We start from the raw sequence: 19,973 nt of genomic DNA on the forward strand, positions 1-19,973 counted from the left end.
CTTGCTTATATGAGAGGTGAATGCATGAAATGGTTCCATTGTTTTTGGGGTAAGCATTTTGAATTTTTCATTGGTGTTTGATATTATTTTCTATATTTGTTATTATAATACTTAATTATTACCAAATCTTAATATTATGAAATCAAAAATCAAATCACAAAAGTTAACCAGAGATCAGCAAAAAAACATTTTAGGAAGTGGTCCAATCTCTTACGGATGCAGTGGCTGCTGCTTGTGGGCAACTCAAGACGGTGTAAGAACATGTATAGGATACTATCCTCCTAACAGAGATTGTACTTGCATGGTTTAAAATACTGTATTGAGATATATATGAATTGATCTCAATCGTATAAAGATAAAAGCCATATAAAAACAGGAATTGTATTTGTAGCCGGCTGTAATTTTTAAAAGTAATCCTCAAAAGCCTCAGATCGCTTTAAGGATTACTTTTTTTAATATGTTTATTAAGGCATGTTGGGTTGTTATTTCAGTATCTTGATTTTTGAAACTGGTCTAATGGTAAGTTTTCCCCGTTTCAATATGGAGATTTAAAAATTTCACAGGATTGCCATTCTCAGATATTGAATACTGACTTCTAAAGTTCTATATTTGCATTTAAAGTAACTCGTCGTTTATCCATGCTTTCAAGAATTTACATTAAGAATTTTGCCCTGATTGATACCCTTGAAGTATCATTGAATAACGGTCTTCAGGTAATTACCGGAGAAACAGGAGCTGGGAAATCCATTATTTTGGGTGCATTGCGCCTTATTCTCGGAGAAAGGGCAGATGTAAAATCAATCTCAAAAGCAGAAGAAAAAAGTGTTGTAGAAACTGAGTTTGCTTTAAATAATCAATTCAAGAAATTCTTTATTGAAAACGATCTTGATTATGAATTGCAAACCATCATCAGAAGAGAAATATTACCATCCGGAAAGTCAAGGGCATTTATCAATGATGTTCCGGTAACACTGGATATATTGAAAGAACTTTCTTCTCAATTAATTGATATTCATTCTCAATTTGAAACTTCCAATCTTTTTACCTCAGAATATCAGTTTAAAATCATTGATGGACTTTCTGAAAATAAAAAGATCATTGATGATTATCAGCAGGAGTTTTCAGCGTTTCAGAATTTGAAAACATTCCTGAAAAAACTGAAAACACAACTTTCAGAAGCCAATAAAGAAAGTGATTATAAAGATTTTCTGCTTAACGAACTTGAAGAATTAAAACTGGATGATGTAGATTACGAAGATATTCAAAACCAGTTAGCTGTTCAGGAAAATGCAGGAATGATCTCTGAAAATGTTGGTCAGATTCTGTCAAGGTTTCATCAGGAAGAAATTGGAATTCTTTCATTCTTTAATGAAGCCAAAGCTAAGCTTTCCAGAATTGCGGGTATTTCAACCAGTTTTGCTGAATTGGATCAAAGACTTGAAATCTCATTTGTAGAGTTAAAAGACATTATTTCCGAGTTGGAACATGAATCAGAGAAACTGGAGATCGATCCGGAAAATCTTATCGTTCTTACCGAGTTGAATAACAAAATCAATGCTTTATTCCTTAAACATAATGTTTCAGGCCTTACTGAGCTGATTGAGATCAGAAATGAACTTGCAGGAGATCAGAAAGGAGCTTCAGAGCTGGAAGCACAAATTATTGAAACTGAAGAAAACATTGCTGAAAAAGAAAAAACACTTCAGATTCTGGCTGAAAAACTTTCCAAAAACAGAAAAAAGAATGTTCCTGTTTTCATTAAAAAAGCAGAGGGACTTCTTAAAAAGCTAGGTCTTGAAAAAGCGAGAGTAGATATAGAATTGCAGGATGCTGAAGAGTTTAATCTATTTGGAAAAGAAAATATCCAGCTTTTATTCCAGGCCAATTCAGGATTTCCTTTAAAGCCAATCCAGACAGCCATTTCTGGTGGGGAAAGATCAAGAGTGATGTTGGCGGTAAAAAAGATCATTGCAGAAAGTGATGAATTACCAACATTGATTTTAGACGAAATTGATACCGGAGTTTCAGGAAAAGTAGCCGAAGAAATCGGAAATCTTATGCGTGAAATGTCTGAAGATATGCAGCTGATTGTTATTTCCCACCTTGCACAGGTTGCAGCCAAAGGAAATGATAATTATAAAGTGGTAAAGCAGGATATTGCCGGGAAAACTCAATCTACCATCATTCCATTGAGTGATGGTGAAAAACTGAATGAAATTGCACAATTGCTTTCAGGGAGTAAGATTACCGAAGCAGCTCTTGCTCAGGCTAAAGAACTTATTGGCTAAGAGGCTGTAACGTTTTTTACCTTATAGTTACTAATGTAAAAAACTCAACTATGTTTCTAAAGTTCCTTAAGCTGGAAATTAAAAGCTTCTTCCGTGGTACATCTTTAGGGATCAATCTTACCATGAAGATTTTAAGATTCATTGCGATTCTTTATTTCATGGGCTGTCTTACTGGTGGGGCCTTTCTGGTCTTTATGTATGTACAGGAAGAAATGCATCAGGATCCTTTAAAGATTGTTTCCAAATTCTTACTTATAGGCTGGGTGGTAGATTTAGCCATTAAATATCTCTGGCAGGAAATTCCAACGCAGAATATTAAGCCCTTTCTTACTTTGAATATTAAAAAGAGAACCCTGGTCAATTATCTTTTAGTAAAAACCTTTTTTTCGGCCTTCAGTTGGCTGAACTCTCTCTTTTTTATTACATTTTCTGGAATTGCATTATTTCACGGCTATAGTGTCGTGGGAGTTTTGTCGTGGCTGATTGGTATTTCATCATTATTTTACCTGAATAGTTTTATCAATATTTTTCTGAACAGTACAGAAAAGATTGCGATTGCTGTGGCGATAGTATTTGCGATAGTAGGCGCGTTAGGTTATTATAATATTATCCCGGTACTTTCTTATTCAGAAATGGCCTTCCATAGTCTTTATGAAAACCCATATCTTTCACTGATTCCTATTGCTTTGTTTGCCCTATTTTGGATCTTCTGTTTTAGGTATATCCGTAAAGAATTTTATCTGGATCAGGGTCTTGAGGCTAAAAAGTCAGTAGGGAAAACAGAGAATATTGCATTTCTGAATAAATATGGGGTCATAGGAACGTTCATCAATAACGATATTAAAATGTTGAAGCGTAATAAAGTAGCCAAAGGGATTCTTTTGGGAAGTTTTATGTTTCTTTTCTATGGATTGTTGATGTATACTTCTAAAGCTTATAAAACTCCGGCAATGACTATGTTTATGGGACTTTTTGTAACCGGTGGTTTTCAGTTTCTGTTTGGGCAAAGGGTTCCTGCGTTTGACAGCTCTTATTACCCTTTGATGATGACCCTGAATGTCCCTTACAAAGAATATTTAAAAGCCAAGTGGTGGCTGATGAATATTGTGACTGGAGTTTCAATTATTATAGCCGCTGTCTATACTTATTTTGGATGGGAAATTTATGTTACTTTTTTTGCTGCCGGACTTTATAATATTGGAGTGAATTCACAATTTACCCTTTGGTCCGGAGCCTTTAATAAAACCCAGATTGATCTTAATTCAAAAGAAAAAAGATTTGGACAGAAAAATAGTTTCAATCTGAAGTCAATGTTATTGATGATTCCTAAAATGTTGCTTCCTATGGCTGTATTTGCAGGTGCAAAATCTCTTTTTGGAATTACGGCAGGCGTTATAAGTATTGCCATAATGGGACTGATAGGATTTTTACTCCGGGAAAAAATCTTTGATATCATTGTAAGGCATTATAAAAGAGAAAAATACAGCACATTAGATGCATTTAAAAATAAAGACTAAGCTATGATTACTATCAATAATTTATCTAAAACATACGGGACGGCAACCGTTCTGAACATTGAACATCTTGAAATTTCTAATGGTGAAACTTTTGGTCTGGTAGGAAATAATGGGGCTGGGAAAACGACTCTTTTCAGTTTGATGCTGGATCTTATTCAGGCAAGTACAGGTTTTGTAAGCATTGATGGAATAAAAGTAAATGAATCAGAGATCTGGAAAAACAAAGTTTCCGCATTTGTAGATGATTCCTTTCTTATTGGTTATCTGACTCCGGAGGAATATTTTTATTTCATCGGTGAATTGAGAGGACAGAATAAGGCTTCCGTAGATGATTTTTTAAAACCCTTTCACGATCTTTTTAACGGTGAGATCCTTGCATCCGGTAAATATATCAGGGATCTTTCGAAAGGGAATCAGAAAAAAGTAGGAATTGTAGGAGCCATTATTGGAAATCCTGAAATCATTATTCTGGATGAACCATTCGCTAACCTGGATCCCTCTACCCAGATCAAGCTTAAAAATCTCATCAAAGAATTATCAAAACAGGACGGTGTAACTTTTCTTATTTCCAGTCATGATTTATCCCATACTACAGAAGTTTGCAACAGAATTGTAGTGGTAAACAAAGGACAATTAGTAAAAGATATCCAAACAACACCTGAGACCCTGAAAGATCTGGAACAGTATTTTTCAGATCAGGTATCCGGCCCGAATGAATTGGCCGGATTATAAATTTAAAAGACAGGAACGCTCTATTTCCTGTCTTTTTTACCACTCAAATAATTCAAAGTAAAAAATATTTTTTTTTGTGTAACCTTTTACAATTTTGATTGTCATTATAGTAGAAACAGTATTAGAATGAAATTTTTGTTCGGAAATAAAAAAGATGATTTGTTGAGCCTTCTGAAAAAACAGGATCCGGCTGCACAGAAGCTTTTCTATGAACAGAATGTAAAGAGATTTCTAAGTGTGGCAAAAAGTTACGTAAGTGACTTGTACCAGGCGGAAGATTGTCTCATTAAAGCATTCTGTAAAATATTTAAGCATATAGAAAGCTTCAGGGAAGAAGCAAATCTGGAAAGCTGGGCAAGGAGAATTGTTGTGAATGAATGTCTGAATTTTATTAAAAGCCATAAAACGGTATTTTATCTCGATGAGATCAATCAGTCTTTTCAGGAAGATATTCATGAACCGAACATTGAATTTGATTTCAATGCACAGGAATTGTTGGATCAGTTGCCGGATGCTTACAGAATGGTTTTCAATCTGTATGTATTAGAGGGGTATTCTCATCAGGAGATTGCTGATACCTTGCAGATTTCTCTTGCAGTGAGCAAAACACAGTTGTTCAGAGCAAAAGAAAAATTAAGAAAGATCTACTTTCAACAACAAAAAAAAATGAAAAATGAACACGTCTAAAGATAATTTTGAATGGCACATCAGAAAACAGATTGAAGAACGGGAAATTACCCCTTCCAGAGATTTGTGGTCTGAAATTGAGCTGCAATCCGAAAATAAAACGATCACAGGATCAAAAATAAACTGGTTTTTAGTCGCTGCATGTATTGTGCTAAGTTTCAGCTTAGGAACGGTTTTATTTTTACTGAAAGATTCATCATCTGTTCAACCCGAATTGGTAAAGAAAACACCGCAACATGATGTGGAACAAGTAATCACCATGCCGGAGCAGGAGCCTGCTCAGCTTGCAGAGAAGAGCAATACAAAGAAAGAACTGAAAAACACTTCCATTCCAAAAGGAACTGAAGAGATAGCAGCTTTACCTATAACGAAAGAAAGTAAATTGAGCTCCAAAGAAATAATGGCTGAAAAGAAACTTGAAATACTTCAAATTCAGACTCCTACAATTCTTGCAAAGACAGACTCTTCAAAAGTTCAGATAAAAAAGAAAAAATATGTGGATCCCTCCACACTTCTCTTCTCAGTAGAACATAAAGATGTGATTGAAAAAACAAAAGGTGGAAGCAATGTGGCTACTATAGAATTGAATACTAAATAATTATCTCCAAATAATAAAAAAAATAATAACATGATCAAGAAATTAATCGTAATGGGAATGGTGTGCCTTGTTTCGACATCATTTTATGCACAAAAGAAGTTCAATATCAATTTGTCTAAAAAAGATACTGAAGTAAGCCCTATTGTGAAAGAGAAAGTTGAAGAATATGCAACAAAAATTAATGCAATTATTCAGGAAGAAAAAAAAATGATGGGAGAAGAGCTTGAGGTATTGAAATCCAGAAATCTTGATACTGCAGATTTTAATAGAGAAAAAGCTCAGATTGCAGATCGTTATTCAGAAAAAATGGATAAAAGAATTGAAGATCTTGGATTTGATCTGGATGAGGTCATCCAAAAGCAGGTCAGATATTCACTTTTAAATACTGATGTGAACTCTAATGAAGAACTTAAAGCAAAGCTGTTAAAGAAATTTCGCCCAACGAGAAACCTTACCGGATATTTTTCTTATGGTGTAATGACGCTTACCAATAATTTACCAGATAATGAGTTAGATAAGAATATAGGATACGCTAATAATCTCGAATTTGGATTAAAACTAAACTATCAGCTAAGCAGAACAAGCCCGTGGGCAGTAATTTCCGGATTAGGATTTTCCTGGAGGACCATTAGAATGGATAATAATATGCTATTTACAAAAGGTCCGGAGTATGGAGTTGCTCTTGAGCAATATAACGGAAACCTGAGTAAAAATAAATTGAGAACAGGCTATATTATGGTTCCGCTAGGAATGCAGTATAATTTTTCAAAACTTAAAAATGGAGGAATGGATATTCAATACCGAAATTATTACAGAGGGTTCAAAGTAGGAGCCAATGTATACGGAGGAGTGAAAATGACGACCAATAATATTGTAAAAGGAAACGAAGGCGAGATAAGAAACAAAGGAAATTATCAGGTAAATCCTTTTGTGTATGGAGCCCAGCTTACTTTTTCGTATAACAGTATCAGTGTATTTGTGAAGAAAGATTTTAGTAATTTCTTTAAAGACAATTATTTTAAAAATGATAAAGCCCTTATTTTCGGAGTTTCTATTGGAATAGAATAATACTTATTCATATCAATTAAAAAACACTGGAGAAAGCTCTCCAGTGTTTTTATTTAAAGTCTATGAATGAAAATTAGAATTGTTATTTCAGACTGCCTACCATATCTTCAGGTTTTACCCACTCATCAAACTGTTCCGCAGTTAAAAGGCCAAGGTTAACGGCCTCTTCTTTGAGAGTTGTTCCATTTTTGTGGGCTGTTTTTGCAATTTTTGCAGCATTTTCGTACCCAATATGAGTATTTAAAGCCGTTACAAGCATTAGAGATTTATCTACAAGTTCTTTAATTCTCTCGTGGTTGGGCTCAATACCTACAGCACAGTGGTCGTTGAATGAAATACATGCATCAGCAATAAGTTGTGCAGATTGAAGGAAGTTATAGGCCATTACCGGTTTGAAAACATTCAGCTCGTAATTACCCTGAGTTCCTGCAAAAGAAATCGTCGTGTCATTCCCTAGAACCTGTGCACAAACCATTGTTAAAGCTTCATTTTGAGTAGGATTCACTTTTCCAGGCATGATGGATGATCCAGGTTCGTTTTCCGGAATATAGATTTCCCCAATTCCTGAACGAGGTCCGGAGGCCAGTAATCTGATATCCTGAGCAATTTTGAATAAAGAAACCGCAAGTTGTTTTAAAGCGCCGTGGCTTTCAACAATCGCATCATGAGCGGCTAATGCTTCAAATTTATTCTCAGCTGTAATAAACGGATGGTTAGTAAATTTTGCAATATATTCTGCGACCTTTACATCGTAGCCAGCGGGTGTATTTAAACCTGTTCCTACTGCGGTTCCCCCCAAAGCAAGTTCAGAAAGGTGAGGGAGTGTGTTTCTTAAAGCTCTTAATCCAAATTCCAATTGAGCAACATACCCGGAAAACTCCTGTCCCAATGTAAGTGGAGTTGCATCCATTAAGTGTGTTCTTCCGATTTTTACGACATCTTTGAAAGCTTTGGATTTTTCAGCAAGCGTATTTTTTAATTTTTCAACTGCCGGAATGGTAACTTCCACTACTTTTTTATAGGCTGCAATATGCATAGCCGTTGGATAAGTATCATTGGATGATTGGGATTTATTCACATCATCGTTTGGGTGAATTTCAGATTTCTCTCCTAAAGTTCCGCCATTATTCACATGAGCACGGTTAGACACTACTTCATTCACATTCATGTTTGACTGAGTTCCTGAGCCGGTTTGCCAGATTACCAGAGGAAACTGATCATTTAGTTTTCCTTCAAGGATTTCATCACAAACTTTAGCGATCATGTCTCTTTTTTCAGAGGAAAGAGCTCCCAAATCAGCATTGGTGTAGGCTGCAGCCTTTTTTAAATAGGCAAAAGCCTCAATAATCTCGTGAGGCATAGATCCTTCAGGACCAATTTTGAAATTGTTTCTTGAGCGTTCTGTCTGCGCACCCCAAAGTTTATCTGCAGGTACCTGCACTTCTCCCATGGTGTCTTTTTCTATTCTGTAATTCATTGTGGTTGAAATTTTATAGTATTTTTATTCCTGAAGCCTTGTTTTTATCTTTTTTGGCTTCATTATTTGATTAGTATAAAGGTACTTATAAACTCAAAAACTCGCAATTTATAATCATTATAAATATCAATTTTAATGACTGATTTTGCTCATATTTTTTTATTGGAAGCCGTATTTTTGTACAAACAAAAAAATTGAATGGAATTTAGATATCAGGATCCGTATCCAATTCAGAAAGATGATACGGTGTATAAAAAGCTTACATCAGATTATGTAAAGATTGAAAAACTGGGCGACAGAGAAATTTTAACAGTTGACCCAAAGGGATTGGAATTATTGGCTGAAGAAGCTATGGCAGATGTTTCTTTCATGTTGCGTTCTTCACACTTAGAAAGCCTTAAAAGAATCATTGATGATCCTGAAGCTACTGACAATGACAGATTCGTTGCGTATAATTTATTACAAAATGCTGCTGTAGCAGCAGAAGGAGCACTTCCTTCTTGCCAGGATACGGGAACAGCGATTGTAATGGGTAAAAAAGGAGAAAACGTATACACAGGTGTGGATGACGGTGAATTCTTAAGCCGCGGAATCTATAATACGTATCAAAAAAGAAACTTAAGATATTCTCAGGTGGTTCCTTTAACGATGTTTGATGAGAAAAATTCAGGATCTAACCTTCCGGCGCAGATTGATATCTATGCTAAAAAAGGAGATTATTATGAATTCTTATTCTTAACAAAAGGAGGTGGCTCAGCGAACAAAACATTTCTTTACCAAAAGACAAAATCTTTATTAAACGAGAAATCTCTTGAAGAATTCGTAAAGGAAAGAATTTCAGATCTTGGTACAGCAGCCTGTCCACCCTATCACTTAGCATTGGTAATTGGAGGAACTTCAGCTGAAGCGAATCTTGCCGCTGTGAAAAAAGCTTCTGCAAAATATTATGACAACCTTCCAACAGAAGGAAATGAAGCCGGTCAGGCATTCAGAGACCTTGAATGGGAAGCGAAAGTTCAGAAAATCTGCCAGGAAAGTGCTATTGGAGCACAGTTTGGAGGAAAATATCTTACTCACGACGTAAGAGTAATAAGACTTCCAAGACACGCTGCTTCTTGCCCGGTAGGAATGGGAGTTTCATGTTCTGCAGATAGAAATATCAAAGGAAAAATTACAAAAGACGGGATATTCCTTGAACAGTTGGAACAGGATCCAAAGAGATTCTTACCCGCTACACCGCCACACCTTGAAGAAGCTGTTGAAATTAACTTGAATAAGCCAATGCCTGAAATCCTGGCTGAGCTTTCTAAATATCCGATCAAAACTAGACTAAAACTTAACGGAACTCTGATCGTAGCAAGAGATATTGCTCATGCTAAGATCAAAGAAATCATCGACAGCGGAAAACCAATGCCGGAGTATTTCAAAAATCACCCAATCTATTACGCAGGACCTGCAAAAACACCGGAAGGAATGGCTTCAGGAAGTTTCGGACCTACAACAGCAGGGAGAATGGATGTGTATGTAGATGAATTCCAAAGCCATGGCGGAAGTATGATTATGCTGGCAAAAGGAAACAGAAGTCAGGATGTTGCCAATGCTTGTAACAAATACGGAGGTTTCTACCTTGGATCAATTGGAGGACCTGCTGCTATTCTGGCAAAAGATAATATTGTATCCGTAGATGTAGTAGATTTCCCTGAGTTAGGAATGGAAGCGGTAAGAAAAATTGAAGTAAAAGATTTCCCTGCATTCATCATTACCGATGATAAAGGAAACGATTTCTTTGCTGATCTAGCTCATTAATCAGATAAAAAGACCTTGAGAGCGGAGATATGAGCTGTTTATATGAGCCTCAAATCTCCCTTCTCACCGTCTCAAAATCTATATAGAATTAAAATAAATTAAAAAATAGAGACGGTATCTTTTGTGTAAAAAAGAAAAAAGCTTTATTTTTGCCTAAAATCTTTAAGAGAATGATAACTATTTTATCAGCATTTTGGCCGTTCTACCAGTTCCTTTGGACTGTATTCTTTATTACTATGTTCTTAGTAGGATTCTGGTGTATTTTTATGTTCTTCGGATTAGTTATCCCAATGTGGCTAACTGAAGGTTTGAAAGAGTACTTCGGAAAAGTGAAGCCTTTCGATCCTGAAGATATCAGAAGAAAGCTTATTACTGAGCAGGAAGGTGTAGAAACTATTTACAGCCAGCCTAAAGGAAACGGACCTTTCCTTCATCACGATCACGGACATCATCATTAATTGATTGTCATTGCTTTTTCACCTGAATTCTGAAAAAGTAATATCAAAGCAAAACAACATATATAAACCGCTTAATTTTTTTAAGCGGTTTTTCTATTTATTATTCCTCAGATGTTCCGGAGATACCCCAAACTTCTTTTTAAAGGCTCGGGTAAAATTCTGAAGATATTCATAACCACACTCAATGGCAATTTCTTTAATCATAATGTTTTTGTCTGTAATAAGTTTTCTGGCCTTTAACATTCTAAGTTCAGAAATGTAATGACTGATCGTAGTGTGATATTCCGTCTTGAACGCTTTCCTGATGAGGTTTTGATTTAATCCAATCAATTTTCCGATTTCCTCAGCTTTAATATTCCGGTGATAATTTTCATCAATGAATTTTTTAATCATTTCAGGAGTTTTTGAAGCGACCTCTAGACTGTTTTTTTCATTAAACTGTTCAAAAATAAGAATCAGGAGCTTGATGATCTTTGCTTCAGTAAACAGCTTCTGCATCACTCCTTTTTTAGAATAGGCTAAAATCTCTTTTAAAATAATATGCATTTCAACCGTCATGTTGGGGGGAGTGGCTTTTTGAAGAAAGATGAAGTTATTATGAATCATATTTTCCAGGATTTCTGCGCCTTCTTTATTGGTTTCAGGATTGATAAGGTTTGAAATATATTGGTAATTGAGTTGAATGTGCAGATATTTCAGATTCTCTTCACTGTCAGTCCATAATTCTGCCTTGTTTTTCTGTGATGAATAATGAAGGATATACTGGTTTTTCTTAAATAAGAATTGGGTATCACAATCATGAGCCTTCAGATGAATATCCGGACTTAATAAAAACAGAAGATTGAAACTTGAAATGGATTCAAGCAAATATGATCTTGGAGAGCCTGCAATGGCAGATGAATTCTGCATGTTAATTTCAATATGCTCCGATTTGAAAACGACCTCTTTTTCCTGTTGATCCCCCATACAACACATTTTTACAGCCATAGTACCATGTAAAGCACCTTTATAGGATAACTAAAAGTTGGGAAATGATAACCCGGAATTAATTACGTAAGGTACTTTTGCGCAAAATTAAATTAAATTTAGAATAATTAAAAATAATATTTATGATTAGAGATTTATATTTTGCAGTACGAAATCTGGGAATTGGAATATTGCTGATGGGAGGAAGTGCATTAAGTGCCCAGCAAAGCTGCAATAATACAAATCCGGGAAATAATACTGGAGATCTGGGATGTGTGACCTTTACATATCAGGGGCAATTAGTTACTTATACTACGGTAAGGACTGCAGATGGAAAGATCTGGCTTCAGCAAAATCTTGGAAGTGAAAGGGTTGCGGAGTCTATAGATGATGAACAATCTTATGGAGACTTGTTTCAGTGGGGAAGATGGGATGACGGACATCAATTACGGGCTTCTTCCACAACTTCTGTACCTGCTGTTAACTCTCCGAATGGTCTAGAAGGTGGATCCTTTATTACAGGATCTCCTGCATGGTGGTCTACTAATGGGCTCAATGATAAATGGGCTGGTACAGGTTTTTCAGAAGTAGCAGAGTCGGTGGGAATTGATCCATGTAAGGCAATAGGGGATGGCTGGAGATTACCCACCCAGGCAGACTGGACAGATGCTATTGAAGTTACAGGAATTCATTCACCCATAAAAGCATATGCAGGAGTTTTAAAATTACCTATGGGAGGTTTCCGTAGTTCATCAAATGGAGGGATTACTTCTGCAGGACAAAAAGGATACTTCTGGAGTTCTACACCTACTGGTATTGGAGGAAAATATTTGTACATAGGAACTACCATTACTAATGCTTCTGCAGGAGCTTCACGAGGACAAGGATCTTCAGTAAGATGTATGAAAATAGAGTCAGAGCTTGGAACTTCTGATCTCAATTTGAAGAAAAAAACGGTTGAGGTCTTTCCAAATCCCGTAAAAGGAATTCTTACAGTAAAAAGTACTTCTTTGATTGAAGGAATCAAGATCATTAATGCTGTTGGGCAAAGTATAATAGCCCCATTCTCAGATAATCAGATCAACATGAATGCTCTTCCCTCTGGTTTATACATGATACAGTTAAAATTAAAGAACGGAGAATCTGTGGTAAAGAAAATTATGAAAGACTAATTTTTTTAACATTTGAATCAATATATCTGTTAGATTTCCGTTACATACGATAGTTCATTACAATTACTTTTATTGAAAGGCTCATGGAATTTTTTTCATGGGCCTTTTTTATGCTATGTTGATCCTTGTTTAATCAAAAAAAGAATAAAATCATCACTGCAAAAAAGAAATTAATATTATATTCGATAAAAATAAAGATATGAAAAAATTCTATTTCGTTGTTTTGTTGATCATTACAACGGTTGTTTTCGGGCAGATTAATTATACGATTTCACCCAATCCGTTTAATGAAACAGATGCAATTACACTGACAGTTCCAGGTGATCAGATTGATGAATCGGCCTGGGGAGTAACTAATAATTCAATTTATATGTGGTCCTGGTCCTTTGATACCAATTATCAGAACAGCCAGGATTGTCCAACCAACGGAAGCTGGAACAACTCCAATGAATTGAATAAGCTTAATTACAATGTTTCAACAGATACATACACTCTAACATTAACGCCAACGGCTTTTTTCGGTAGAACAGGAATCGGAAGATTTGGATTTTTATTAAAAGATAAAACCGGATCACATCAGACTTCCCCTGATATTTTTGTGAATGTAGGGGTACTGAATTTAAATTTAACGAATCCAACTGCAAACAGCCTTACAACAGTTCCAACAGGGAATTCAATTAATATTACGGCAACAACGAACGTTAATGCTACTTTTCAGCTTAAAGCCAATGGGGTTGTAATAAATTCTACATCTACACCCTCTCAGTCTTATTCTTATAATTACACGGTATCTCAAGATGCGAATATGGAAGTAATCGCCACAGAGGGAAGCAGCTCAAAAAATGCAACATTTATTTTACAGGTTCCCCGAAATGTTGTTTCTGAAGCCATACCGGGTTGGATCAAACAGGGAATAAATTATGATCTGGCAGATCAAACGAAGATTGGGCTTGCTTTGTATGCTCCTCACAAAAGCTTTGTCCACGTGATCGGAAGTTTTAATAACTGGGTTGTGAATGATACCTATCTGATGAAAAGAGATACCGCTAATCCCGATCTTTACTGGATTGAATTAAATGGATTAACTCCACAACAAATGTATACGTTCCAATATAGGACTAATGATTTGAAAAAAGTGGCTGACCCTTATTCTCCTCAGATCTTATCATCTTATGATGACCAGTGGATTTCCTCTTCTACCTATCCGAATCTTCCGGCATTTCCGGCAGGACAGGATTTTGAGGTTTCAATATTCAAAACGGGGCAAACTCCTTACAACTGGCAGGTGACTAATTTTCAAAGACCCGCAAAAGAAGATCTTATTGTATATGAATTGTTGTTAAGAGATTTTACACAGGAAAAAAACTGGCAGTCTTTAATTAACAAAATTTCTTATTTAAAAAATCTAAAGATTAATGCCATTGAATTGCTCCCTATTATGGAATTTGAAGGAAATCTTTCCTGGGGATATAATACCTCTTTTCATTATGCTTTAGACAAAGCTTATGGAACACCTGAAAAATTCAAAGAGTTTGTTGATCTGTGTCATCAGAATGGGATTGCTGTCATTCTTGATGTTGCCTTTAATCATGCAACAGGGCGTTCTCCTTTGGTAAGACTCTGGAATATAGATCCGGATGGTGATGGTTACGGTGATGTGGCAGCTAATAATCCTTATTTCAATCAGGTTCCTAAACATTCATATAATGTGTTTAATGATTTTAACCATACCAGTCCTTCAACTCAATATTACGTTGAAAGGTGTCTTCAGCAGTGGTTAAAGGAGTATCGTATTGATGGGTTTCGTTGGGATTTGACAAAAGGCTTTACGCAAAACTGTTCTGAAAATGATGAAAACTGTACAAATGCTTATCAGCAGGATAGGGTAGATATTATGAAGAACTATGCAGACAGACAATGGGCACTGGATCCTAATTCTTATATGATATTTGAGCATTTGGGAACTGATGCAGAAGAACAACAATGGGCCAATTACAGAGTGGCAGAAGGAAAAGGAGTGATGCTTTGGAATAAACAAACAGAGCCTTATAATCAAAATACGATGGGGTATAAAGATAATAGCAATTATGACCGCATGAATCATAGTCTTCATGGTTTTACCGATATGTGTGCTGTGGGATATGGAGAAAGTCATGATGAAGAAAGGCTGATGTTTAAAAATCTCGCTTATGGAGCGATCAATGGAAGTTATAGTGTAAAGAATTTGAATACGGCTTTGGAAAGGATGAAAACATTTGGAGCTACCTTCTTTACCATTCCCGGTCCTAAGATGATCTGGCAGTTTGGAGAATTGGGCTACGAATTCAGTATCAACCGATGCACGGATGGTAGCATTAACAATGGATGCAGAACCGATGAAAAACCTGTAGCCTTCACATTAGGATATGATACTGATGCCAACAGAAAGGCAGTTTATGATACTTGGGCAAAGATTATTGATATCAGAAATACCAATCCGGTATTCAAATCAAAGACTTATACCATAGAGTCAAACAATCTTGCCAATGATCCTGATGGGCTTATCACAAGAATTTATGTATATGACAATACAATCAACGGAATGAAAAACGTAGTCGTTCTGGCAAATTATTCTACTGCTGTACAAAATGTTGTTCCTTATTTTCCTTATGCTGGCCAGTGGAAAAACCTGATGGATGATACGGTTTCAAACATCGCTTCAACAACAGCTCCTATCACTTTACAGGCTGGAGAATTCAGAATTTTTGGAAACTATGCCGGAGCTTTATCTACCTCTGATGTGAGTGCTGCAAACAAGCTATCCCTTCAGATTGCTGATAATCCGATTAAAAATGGTGTTGCAAAATTAATATTTAACAAAGCCAGAAATGGAGAAATCATGATTTTCGATAGAAGTGGTAAAAAGTTGGATTCATTTAAGTTGAATAAAGAAAATGGGACTTATGAACTAAGAGTCAATTATCCGTCGGGAATGTATCTGGTTCATCTGAAATCAGAAAACGGAATGGCTATTGAAAAAATGATCGTGAAATAAATACAAAGGCAAATTGGCAATTCAGCGAATTTGCCTTTTTTCTTGGTAGTGATTATCCGCTTTTTGCATATTTGAAAAATTAGTCTACCTTTGCACTAGATTTATCAAGAAAGGTGGAGGGATTTGGCCCAATGAAACCTTAGCAACCTACACGATTCCAAAAGTGTAAAGGTGCTAATTCCAACCCGATGGGGAGATAAGTGAAGTCAATATTTCTTATACGAATTCCATTTCTTGAAGTCTTGTGTAGCTGCAGAATCATCTGCGGAAGAATATTATTAATTGGCAAGAACAAAGATGAAAAAATTAAGCACTGCTATATTATTGCTAGGGACAATTTTAGTCGCTGCCCAGGAGCAGGAGGAAAAAGGAAAACAAATCGAAGACATTATCATCGTCGGAAACCGAAATGTTAAAAGAACAAAATTAGAGACGCCGGTTCCTGTAGATGTAATCAATATTGATAAAGTCCAAAGATCATCTCCACAAATTACGGCTCAGGACATTCTGAATTATGTGATCCCTTCATTTAATGCTGTAAGACAGTCTGCTTCTGATGGAACGGAGCATATTGATCCTGTAACACTAAGAGGAATGGGGCCGGATCAGGTGTTGGTATTGCTTAACGGGAAGAGAAGACATACGACTTCCCTGGTAAACTATCAGAATACGGTAGGAAATGGATCTGTAGGAACAGATTTAAGTACAATTCCTGTCATTGCTATTGAAAAAATTGAAGTATTAAGAGACGGTGCAGCAGCACAATACGGTTCTGATGCCATTGCAGGAGTAATTAATATTATTCTAAAAAAGAATGCAGGCGCTTCAGCAAGTTTAACCTATGGATTAAGCGGAAGAAATGATGGTGATACTTACCAGGCCGGCGTTAATTATGGAACTTCTTTGGGTAAAGATGAAGGTTTTATCAATCTTTCATTGCAGCTAAGTCACAGAGGAAAAACAACGAGAACCCAAAATCACGATCTTGATATTTTCGGAAATAATTTTGCCTACGAATTTGCAGATAATCCAGATATTGCAAGACAAAATGATGATGATGAAATAAATAAAAGAGGATTAACAAGAGACTATTTTAATTTCCAGATCGGAGATGCCCAAATCAGACAAGGGCAAGTGTTTTTCAATGCAGAATACCCTTTGAACGATAACTTTAAATTCTATTCCTTTGGTGGTTTCAGCATTAAAGAAGGAAAAGGGTATGGTTTCAGAAGACTTCCCAATGAAGATTTTAATATTGTTAAAGAAATATACCCTAACGGTTTTCAGGCAGTTCTGAATTCTCAGATCTACGATATTTCCTATGCTGTAGGTGCGAAATATAATGTTAATAATTGGCTGATAGACCTGAGTAATACCTTTGGGAGCAATACTTTCAATTATAACGTAAGCAATACCAATAATGCTTCTCTTGGGATAAAATCACCCACCCGATTTTATGCAGGAGCACACAGTTTTCTGCAAAATACCATTAATCTTGATATTTCAAAAAAGATAAAGAACTTCAATATTGCCTTTGGAGGAGAATTCAGGTTTGAACAATACCAGATTAAAGCAGGCGATGAGGCTTCTTATACCCAATATGATGTGAACGGTAATGTTGCAACACAAGGTTCTACAGTGATTGGGGCAGGAGGTTCTCAGTCTTTTATAGGTTTTTCACCGGATAATGCCTTGAAAAAAGATAGGCATTCAACAGCGGTGTATGCTGATATTTCCTATGATCTTGCTAAGAAACTGAATATTGATGCTGCTGCCAGATTTGAAAACTATTCAGATTTTGGAAGTACCCTGAACGGAAAATTGGCTGTGAGATATGAGTTTGTGAAAAATTATGCAGTAAGAGCAGCTGTAGGAACAGGATTCAGGGCGCCATCACTTCAGCAGCAGTATTTTAATAACTCTTTTGCGGATATTTCTACTTCAGGTGATGGAATTGTAAGGAAAGGAATTTTTAATAATGACAGCAAGGCAGCAGAGGTTCTCGGATTTGATAAATTAAAACAAGAAACATCTGTAAACGGAAGTGCCGGATTTACCTTACAACCTGCCAAAGGCTTATTCATTACTGTAGACGGATATATTATTAAAGTGAAAGACAGAATTGTCATTACCAGCAATATCACAGATTCCAGATTATCTGATATTTCAGTAGTAGGAGAAGGAAGTGCAGTAGAAAGCGGCAGATTCTTTGCCAACGCGATTGATACGGAAACAAAAGGAGTAGATGTAGTGGTTTCCTATGATTGGAAACTGGCAGGTGGAAACTTAAATATCAATCTTGCCGGAAACTATACAGAAACAAAAATTACAGACTTTCATTTTCCTGAACATCTGGGAACACCTCAGAATGAATTTTTTGGCCCGGATCAGATTAATATTATTGAAACTTTATCCCCAAAAACAAAAGCTTCATTAGGATTGACGTATGGAATTGGAAAATTCAATTTTCTCGTAAGAAATACCTATTTTGGTAAAGTCATAAGAGACGGATTTCCTTTCGGAGAGGTTCAGGAGTTTTCACCAAAGGTAGTTACTGATGTAAGTGTAGGGTATGATATTACAAAAAATATCAACTTTACGGTGGGAGCTAATAACGTATTTGATGTTTTCCCGGATCTTCAGATCTATAAAAATTCATATTATGGAGTGTTCAAATATGCACCGGTTCAAATGGGTACATTGGGAAGCTATTTTTTTGGAAGGCTTAATTTTAATTTTTAATGAGTAAATGAGTACTGCTTCACATCAGATTGGCTGGAAAACAGCCGCAGCCATTGTCGTTTCCAATATGATAGGGACAGGGATTTTTACAACCCTGGGATTTCAATTATCAGATATTACCAATACCTACAGTATTTTCCTGTTATGGATAATCGGAGGAATTCTGGCGCTGTTCGGAGCTTTCTGCTATGCGGAATTAGGCTCCCATTTTAAAGGAAACGGCGGTGATTTTATTTATCTTAAAGAAACGTATCATCCTTTATTTGGATACCTGATAAGTTGGATTTCCTTAATTATTGGGTTTTCTTCGCCAGTCGCATTGGCAGCTTTAGCCATGTCGAAATATCTTTCTGTATTTGATTATTCATTCGGAAATGGCTTTGCGATTGCAGCGATCTTTTTGGTAGCTATTACCTTGTCGTTCAGTTTAAAGACTTCAAGCCGGTTCCATAATTTTTTTACATTCATCAAAATTGCCTTTATCATTATATTGATAATTTTGGGTGTTGGATTATCAGGCTCTCCACAAATTGGAAACAGCCTGAATTTCAGTAATAGCTGGCAGAATGAAATGATGCTTCCTGCCTTTGCTACCTCATTGGTTTTTGTTACCTATTCCTATACCGGATGGAATTCAGCGTCTTATATTGCTGGGGAAATAAAGGATGTTCAGAAGAATCTTCCTAAATCACTGATTATAGGAACCGTTTTTGTGACGGTAAGTTATATTCTTGTGAACTATATCATGCTGAAACATGCTCCGGTAAGTCAACTGGCGGGAAAAGAAGATGTAATGGGTGAGGCTGCGGTGAATATGTTTGGGATTTCCTTCGGGAAAATTGTAAATATTTTTATCGCATTACAGCTTATTGCAACAATTAGTGGATACTTATGGGTAGGTTCAAGATTGACTCAGGCCTTTGCAAAAGATACCCGTATCTGGAAACCTCTTTCAGTAGGAAATAAAAAAGGAATTCCGGTGAGAGCGATCTTTGCTCATGCAGTTATCGCGACCATCATAATTTTAACAGGAAGCTTCAAGGAGATTTTTGTATATACCGCATTTATCCTTCAATTATTTGCCAGTTTAGCAATTTCGACGGTATATTTTCTTAAAAAGAAGGATAGAAAAATATTTAAATCTAATGCTTTTTATATTTTTCCGACTGTTTTTTTACTATTCAGTTTTTATATCCTTTATTTTACCTTTATTCATAACCCTAAAGAAAGTTTAATAGGACTAGGAATTATTGCTGTAGGACTCATTTTATATTGGATTGACAGAAGACTTTCCAAAGGAGTTTAAAGGAAGATTGAAAACCTAAAAAAGAGGATGGGCCAATTCGTAAAGAGATCTTTTTATTATTTTGTTTCCTTGATCCCTAATGCTCAAAAATTTATACTTTACTTTTGAATTAATAATCCTTA

The 19,973-nt window shown here is 35.9% G+C and carries 14 protein-coding genes and 1 riboswitch; of the genes, 12 read left to right on the plus strand and 2 right to left on the minus strand.

All coding sequences use genetic code 11. The features are described 5' to 3' along the window. Positions 1 to 638 precede the first annotated feature (638 nt). The 6 genes from EG344_RS12325 to EG344_RS12350 all read left to right on the plus strand — a co-directional run bounded on the left by EG344_RS12325 (position 639) and on the right by EG344_RS12350 (position 6,890). A complete protein-coding gene (locus EG344_RS12325) occupies positions 639 to 2,288 on the plus strand; it encodes a DNA repair protein RecN (RefSeq protein WP_123909679.1) in 1,650 nt (549 codons plus the stop codon). Between the two features lie 50 nt (positions 2,289 to 2,338). Then, on the plus strand, positions 2,339 to 3,805 hold the full coding sequence (locus EG344_RS12330; protein WP_123909680.1) for a DUF5687 family protein: 1,467 nt from the start codon (positions 2,339 to 2,341) through the stop codon (positions 3,803 to 3,805). A 3-nt stretch (positions 3,806 to 3,808) separates the two neighbouring features. Further along, positions 3,809 to 4,537: an ABC transporter ATP-binding protein gene (locus EG344_RS12335; protein WP_123909681.1), complete on the plus strand. Its 729-nt coding sequence runs from the start codon at positions 3,809 to 3,811 to the stop codon at positions 4,535 to 4,537. Between the two features lie 126 nt (positions 4,538 to 4,663). Continuing rightward, on the plus strand, positions 4,664 to 5,224 hold the full coding sequence (locus EG344_RS12340) for an RNA polymerase sigma factor (protein ID WP_123909682.1): 561 nt from the start codon (positions 4,664 to 4,666) through the stop codon (positions 5,222 to 5,224). After that, positions 5,211 to 5,822: a hypothetical protein gene (locus EG344_RS12345; protein WP_123909683.1), complete on the plus strand. Its 612-nt coding sequence runs from the start codon at positions 5,211 to 5,213 to the stop codon at positions 5,820 to 5,822. Before EG344_RS12340 ends, EG344_RS12345 begins: the two co-directional genes overlap by 14 nt. Before the next feature lie 30 nt (positions 5,823 to 5,852). After that, a complete protein-coding gene (locus tag EG344_RS12350) occupies positions 5,853 to 6,890 on the plus strand; it encodes a porin family protein (protein ID WP_123909684.1) in 1,038 nt (345 codons plus the stop codon). A gap of 82 nt (positions 6,891 to 6,972) precedes the next feature. Here EG344_RS12350 and fumC read toward each other — a convergent pair whose 3' ends face one another. Beyond that, entirely contained in the window at positions 6,973 to 8,367 is a 1,395-nt protein-coding gene (gene fumC / locus EG344_RS12355) for a class II fumarate hydratase (RefSeq protein ID WP_123909685.1), read from the minus strand. A gap of 198 nt (positions 8,368 to 8,565) precedes the next feature. Here fumC and EG344_RS12360 point away from each other — a divergent pair, with 198 nt between their 5' ends. Then, the gene (locus tag EG344_RS12360) at positions 8,566 to 10,173 is read left to right on the plus strand and encodes a fumarate hydratase (RefSeq protein WP_123909686.1); all 1,608 of its coding nucleotides are present in this window, start codon (positions 8,566 to 8,568) and stop codon (positions 10,171 to 10,173) included. 170 nt (positions 10,174 to 10,343) lie between these two features. After that, entirely contained in the window at positions 10,344 to 10,631 is a 288-nt protein-coding gene (locus EG344_RS12365; RefSeq protein WP_185145558.1) for a hypothetical protein, read from the plus strand. A 93-nt stretch (positions 10,632 to 10,724) separates the two neighbouring features. On the opposite strand, the gene EG344_RS12370 is transcribed toward EG344_RS12365, so the two are convergent. After that, the gene (locus tag EG344_RS12370; protein ID WP_164464431.1) at positions 10,725 to 11,597 is read right to left on the minus strand and encodes a helix-turn-helix transcriptional regulator; all 873 of its coding nucleotides are present in this window, start codon (positions 11,595 to 11,597) and stop codon (positions 10,725 to 10,727) included. A gap of 143 nt (positions 11,598 to 11,740) precedes the next feature. Here EG344_RS12370 and EG344_RS12375 point away from each other — a divergent pair, with 143 nt between their 5' ends. The 4 genes from EG344_RS12375 (at position 11,741) to EG344_RS12390 (ending at position 19,851) form a co-directional block, all read left to right on the plus strand. Then, the gene (locus EG344_RS12375; RefSeq protein ID WP_123909688.1) at positions 11,741 to 12,769 is read left to right on the plus strand and encodes a T9SS type A sorting domain-containing protein; all 1,029 of its coding nucleotides are present in this window, start codon (positions 11,741 to 11,743) and stop codon (positions 12,767 to 12,769) included. 199 nt (positions 12,770 to 12,968) lie between these two features. Then, positions 12,969 to 15,803: an alpha-amylase family glycosyl hydrolase gene (locus EG344_RS12380; RefSeq protein WP_123909689.1), complete on the plus strand. Its 2,835-nt coding sequence runs from the start codon at positions 12,969 to 12,971 to the stop codon at positions 15,801 to 15,803. Between the two features lie 98 nt (positions 15,804 to 15,901). Beyond that, a riboswitch (SAM riboswitch) is annotated at positions 15,902 to 16,006 on the plus strand. 94 nt (positions 16,007 to 16,100) lie between these two features. After that, complete coding sequence (locus tag EG344_RS12385) at positions 16,101 to 18,545, plus strand: TonB-dependent receptor plug domain-containing protein (RefSeq protein WP_123909690.1); 2,445 nt, start codon at positions 16,101 to 16,103, stop codon at positions 18,543 to 18,545. Positions 18,546 to 18,552: 7 nt separating this feature from the next. Then, positions 18,553 to 19,851 carry an APC family permease gene (locus EG344_RS12390; RefSeq protein ID WP_123909691.1) on the plus strand — a complete coding sequence of 433 codons (1,299 nt, stop codon included), beginning with the start codon at positions 18,553 to 18,555 and terminating at the stop codon, positions 19,849 to 19,851. The last annotated feature ends 122 nt before the right edge of the window (positions 19,852 to 19,973 follow it).

This window comes from Chryseobacterium sp. G0162, assembly GCF_003815715.1.
In the GTDB taxonomy this organism is placed as follows: domain Bacteria; phylum Bacteroidota; class Bacteroidia; order Flavobacteriales; family Weeksellaceae; genus Chryseobacterium.